The organism is Polaromonas sp. P1_E1_2 (assembly GCF_056406035.1).
In genome coordinates, this window is sequence record NZ_JBFUAZ010000384.1 from 1 (window position 1) to 4,174 (window position 4,174).

The 4,174-nt window shown below is 62.4% G+C and carries 4 protein-coding genes; 3 read left to right on the forward strand and 1 reads right to left on the reverse strand.

What is annotated here, in order from left to right; all coding sequences use genetic code 11:
- On the forward strand, positions 1–1,455 hold a 1,455-nt coding region (locus tag AC1D1P_RS16210), incomplete at its 5' end, for an adenylate/guanylate cyclase domain-containing protein (protein ID WP_477673676.1).
- 113 nt (positions 1,456–1,568) lie between these two features.
- Here the strand turns inward: AC1D1P_RS16210 and AC1D1P_RS16215 are convergent.
- Entirely contained in the window at positions 1,569–2,315 is a 747-nt protein-coding gene (locus AC1D1P_RS16215; RefSeq protein ID WP_477669366.1) for an ABC transporter ATP-binding protein, read from the reverse strand.
- 103 nt (positions 2,316–2,418) lie between these two features.
- Between AC1D1P_RS16215 and AC1D1P_RS16220 the strand changes: the two genes are divergently transcribed.
- Both AC1D1P_RS16220 and mnmH read left to right on the forward strand, forming a co-directional pair.
- Entirely contained in the window at positions 2,419–3,024 is a 606-nt protein-coding gene (locus tag AC1D1P_RS16220) for an arylesterase (protein WP_477673677.1), read from the forward strand.
- On the forward strand, positions 3,021–4,088 hold the full coding sequence (gene mnmH / locus AC1D1P_RS16225; protein WP_477669365.1) for a tRNA 2-selenouridine(34) synthase MnmH: 1,068 nt from the start codon (positions 3,021–3,023) through the stop codon (positions 4,086–4,088). The genes AC1D1P_RS16220 and mnmH overlap by 4 nt, the downstream gene beginning before the upstream one ends.
- Positions 4,089–4,174 lie beyond the last annotated feature (86 nt).

Genomic DNA, 4,174 nt, shown 5'->3' on the forward strand with positions numbered 1-4,174 from the left:
CCCCTGCTGCGCGCCATCGACTGGGCCATGATGCCCAACGAAACACAGCGCCCGCAGGACGTCGGAGCCCTGCGCCAGGCCCTGATCAGCTCGGACTTTCTCAAGACGCAGACCATCCGCGCCGCCAACCCGTCGTCCAACACAGCCGCCATTGCCCCGGTAGCGACGGTAGCGCCGCAGACCGATACGTCAACCACAAAGACAAGCAAGCTGCTGTCCGAAAGCGCCGTGCTCGCCTACGCGGCCAATTCCCAGTCCATTCCGCTCAACAGTGCCGAAAACCTGCGCAAGAACGTACTGGGCACGATCATGTTCCTGGACCTGGTGTCCTACTCCACCTATTCGGTCGACCAACAGGTGGCACTGAAGACCCTGTTCAACGAACTCATCACCAAGGCCATCGGCGGCGTGAAGGAGTCGTCGCGGATCATGATCGACACCGGCGACGGCGCGGCGATCTGCTTTCTGGGCGACCCCGAAGAGGCCCTGCAATCGGCCCTGCTGCTGCGCGACCTCCTGGTACAAAAGTACGGCCGCAAGCTGTCCCTGAGGGTGGGCCTGCACCTGGGACCGATCCGCATGGTGTTTGACATCAACAACCGCGTCAATGTGGTGGGCGACGGCATCAATGTGGCCCAGCGCATCATGGACTTCTCCAGGCCCAACCAGATCGTGGTCTCGCGTGCCTATTACGACGTGATTTCACGCATCACCGACAGCGCCGCCAGCCTCTTCGACTACCTCGGCCCGCACATGGACAAGCACCTGCGCTCGCACGAGATCTATGCGGTGCTGGACCCGAACGCCGCACCGGCCGCGCCGATGTCCCGCAACATGGAGTTCGAGCACACGGCATCGTTTGCCGCGCTAGCGTCGCTCACCCCGGAAATCGCGCTGGAAATTGAAAACGAGCTGGCCAAGGCCATCGGGCCTCTGGCCAAGGTGCTGGTCAAGAAGGCCATTCCGCGCACGGTCAGCGCCCAGGGGCTGCGCGACCTGCTGGCCATTTCCATTCCCGATGCGACAGCCCGCGAAGCCTTCCTGAAGCCGCGCCACGCCAGCGCGACGGTGAATTCGGGGCTGCATGGCGCCAGTGGCCCGTTGCGGTCCACCGGCGGCAGCAGCAGCTACAGCCGGCCCATTTCCTCGACGTTTTCCCGCCCCTTGCGCAGCGACATGAGCAGGCCCCTGTCCACGTCGGCAACGACATCCGGAACGACCTCGGCATCCTCCACATCCATCAATGTGCAGAATTTCAATGCGGAGCTGCAGGCGCAACTGGAACGCGCGCTCAGCCAGCATATCGGCCCGCTCGCCAAAACCCTGGTGCGCAAGGAAGCAGCCCGGCAACTTACCTTTCTGGCACTGATCCACGCCTTGGCCCAGCAGATTGACCGGCCTGATGACCGCGCGAAATTTCTGGCGGTAGCGCAGAAAATGCACGGGGGGCGCTGAGCGCAGCTTTTTTCAGCCTCGCATACGCTATGCTTTTGATAGCTGCCTGCGCACGATGAAAAAGGCCTCCAGGCCATTTCCCCTTAAGATTTTCGCCCGGGATATTTTCGAAATCACTCCGGGCTGACACGCCCCGCATCAATGGTGATGCGCCGCTCGCAGCGCGACGCGATGGCCTGGTCATGCGTCACCAGTACCAGGGTCGTGCCGAGTTCGCGGTTGAGCTCAAACATCAGCGACATCACCGTCTCGCCGGTGGCAAAGTCCAGGCTGCCTGTCGGCTCATCGGCCAGCAGCACCGCCGGCTGCACCACAAAAGCGCGGGCCAGTGCCACACGCTGCTGTTCGCCGCCAGACAACACTTTCGGATAATGGCCCAGCCGCTCCCCCAGACCGACACGCTTGAGCATGTCGGTGGCCAGCGAGCGTGCGTTTTTGGCGCCCGACAGCTCCAGCGGCAGCATGACGTTCTCAAGCGCCGTCAAATTGCCCATGAGCTGGAAGCTCTGGAAGACAAACCCGACCTTCTGCGCTCGCAGGGCGGCCCGGTCGTCTTCGCTGATCGCAAAGATGTCCTGCCCCGCCAGCCTGACCGTGCCCTGCGTCGGGGTATCCAGCCCTGCGATGATGGACAACAAGGTGCTTTTGCCGGAACCCGACGCACCGACAATGGCGGCGGTTTCCCGGGGAGCCAGGGCGAAGTCAATATCGCGCAAAATGGCCAATGTGCCGGTGGAGTCGGTGACCGACTTGAAAACATGCTCAACGGAAATAATTGAAGACGTCGGGGACGGTGCGGGCACAGCGGAAGCCGCAGCCCTGGAACCATCATTCACGCCACTCACCACGGGTTCAAACATGTCGGCCTTGTCAGGAAATATGAATTCAGACTTTACCAAGCTTGCCCTTGCGGCGGCAAAGCGTTTGCTAAAACCTTTCGGGGCGCTGCTTGTGGCCGCCGTGATGGGTGGCGGCGCTCCGGCGGCAATAGCGCAAACGCCGGTGCCCAAAGGGGAAACCATTCTGGTGGTCGGTGATTCACTCAGCGCCGAATACGGCCTGAAACGCGGAACGGGCTGGGTGCCGCTGCTTGAAAAACAGCTTGCCAGCGAAAAAAAGACGGCCAAAGTCGTCAACGCCAGCATCAGCGGTGACACCACTTCGGGCGGCAGTTCGCGCCTGCCGGCGCTGCTCGCGCAGCACAAGCCTGCGGTGGTGGTGATTGAGTTGGGCGGCAACGATGCCCTGCGGGGATTGCCGCTGGACATGACCGAAAGGAATCTTGTCACGATGACGCAGGCGTCCAAAAAAACAGGGGCCAGGGTGCTGCTGGTAGGCATGCAGGTGCCGCCCAACTACGGCAGCGCCTACGCGGCCACGTTTTCAGGGCTGTTCGGCAAGATCGCCAAGGCGGAAAAAGTAGCCCTGGTGCCCTTCTTTCTCAAGGGCATTGCCGACGCGGCCGACCCGGTGGCCAACTTCCAGGCGGACCGGATCCACCCGAACGAGCAGTCGCAGGCGAAGATGCTTGCCAATGTGTGTCCCGAACTGAAGAAACTGGTCAAGTGAGCCTGGACCGAATTTCTGCCGAAGAGGCGCTCCAAACGCTCGGGAGTTATTCCGGGGTGATTGACGCCCGCAGCGAAGGCGAATACGCCGAAGACCACCTCCCGGGCGCGGTGAACTGGCCCAGCCTGCGCGACGAAGAACGCAAAATCGTCGGCACCAAATACAAGCAGATCAGCCAGTTCGAAGCCAAAAAACTGGGCGCGGCGCTGGTGGCCAAAAACATTGCCGAGCACATCCAGCGTGACGTGCTGGACAAACCCCGGGAATGGCAACCGCTGCTGTATTGCTGGCGCGGCGGCAAGCGCAGCGGCTCGCTGGCGCTGGTGTTGGACCAGATCGGCTTCAAGGTGACGCTGGTGGACGGCGGTTACAAGGCATTTCGCGCCGCGCTGGTGGCGGATTTGCCGCAGCTGGCCGGCCGCTTTAGCTACCGGGTGGTGTGCGGCCCCACGGGTTCGGGCAAGACCCGGCTGTTGCAGGCCCTGGCGGCCGAAGGCGCGCAGGTGCTGGACCTGGAAGCGCTGGCCAACCACCGCAGTTCGGTGCTGGGCGCCATCCCCGGTGTGCAGCAGCCCAGCCAGAAGGCGTTTGACAGCAGCATCTGGGCTGCGCTGAAACGTTTTGATCCGGCCCARCCGGTCTACATTGAAAGTGAAAGCAAGAAAGTCGGCAATGTGGCCGTGCCGGAAGGCCTGATCACCGCCATGCGGGCCAGCCCTTGCCTGCAGCTGGACCTGCCGGAGGATGAACGCGTAGCGCTGCTGCTGGAAGACTATGACTTTTTCGTGAAAGACATCGCGTTCTTCTGCGAACGCCTGGGCGCCCTGACGGAAGCACGCGGCAAGGCCGTTGTGCAGGACTGGCAGGCACGCGCCCGCAGTGGCGACGTGGCTTCGGTGGTGCGTGAACTGCTGGTCCAACACTACGACCCGGGCTATCTCCAGTCGATGCAGCGCAATTTTTCCGGGCATGCCACGGCCCGTGTGCTTTCGCCGCAGGACCACAGCACCGCAGCCATGGCCGCGCTGGCGCAAGCCCTGCGGGCTGAAAATTCCGCTCCCTGAAACGACAAACCCGGCAGACCTTTACAGGTATTGCCGGGCTTTTGATTGCCTGCCGTTCTTCCCGGCGTTTGGTTGCTACCAAATCA

Excerpts from the sequence above, each read along its gene's own strand:
- AC1D1P_RS16215 (WP_477669366.1), bottom strand. The coding sequence starts at position 2,315 with ATGTTTGAACCCGTGGTGAGTGGCGTGAATGATGGTTCCAGGGCTGCG.
- AC1D1P_RS16220 (WP_477673677.1), top strand. The coding sequence starts at position 2,419 with ATGGGTGGCGGCGCTCCGGCGGCAATAGCGCAAACGCCGGTGCCCAAA.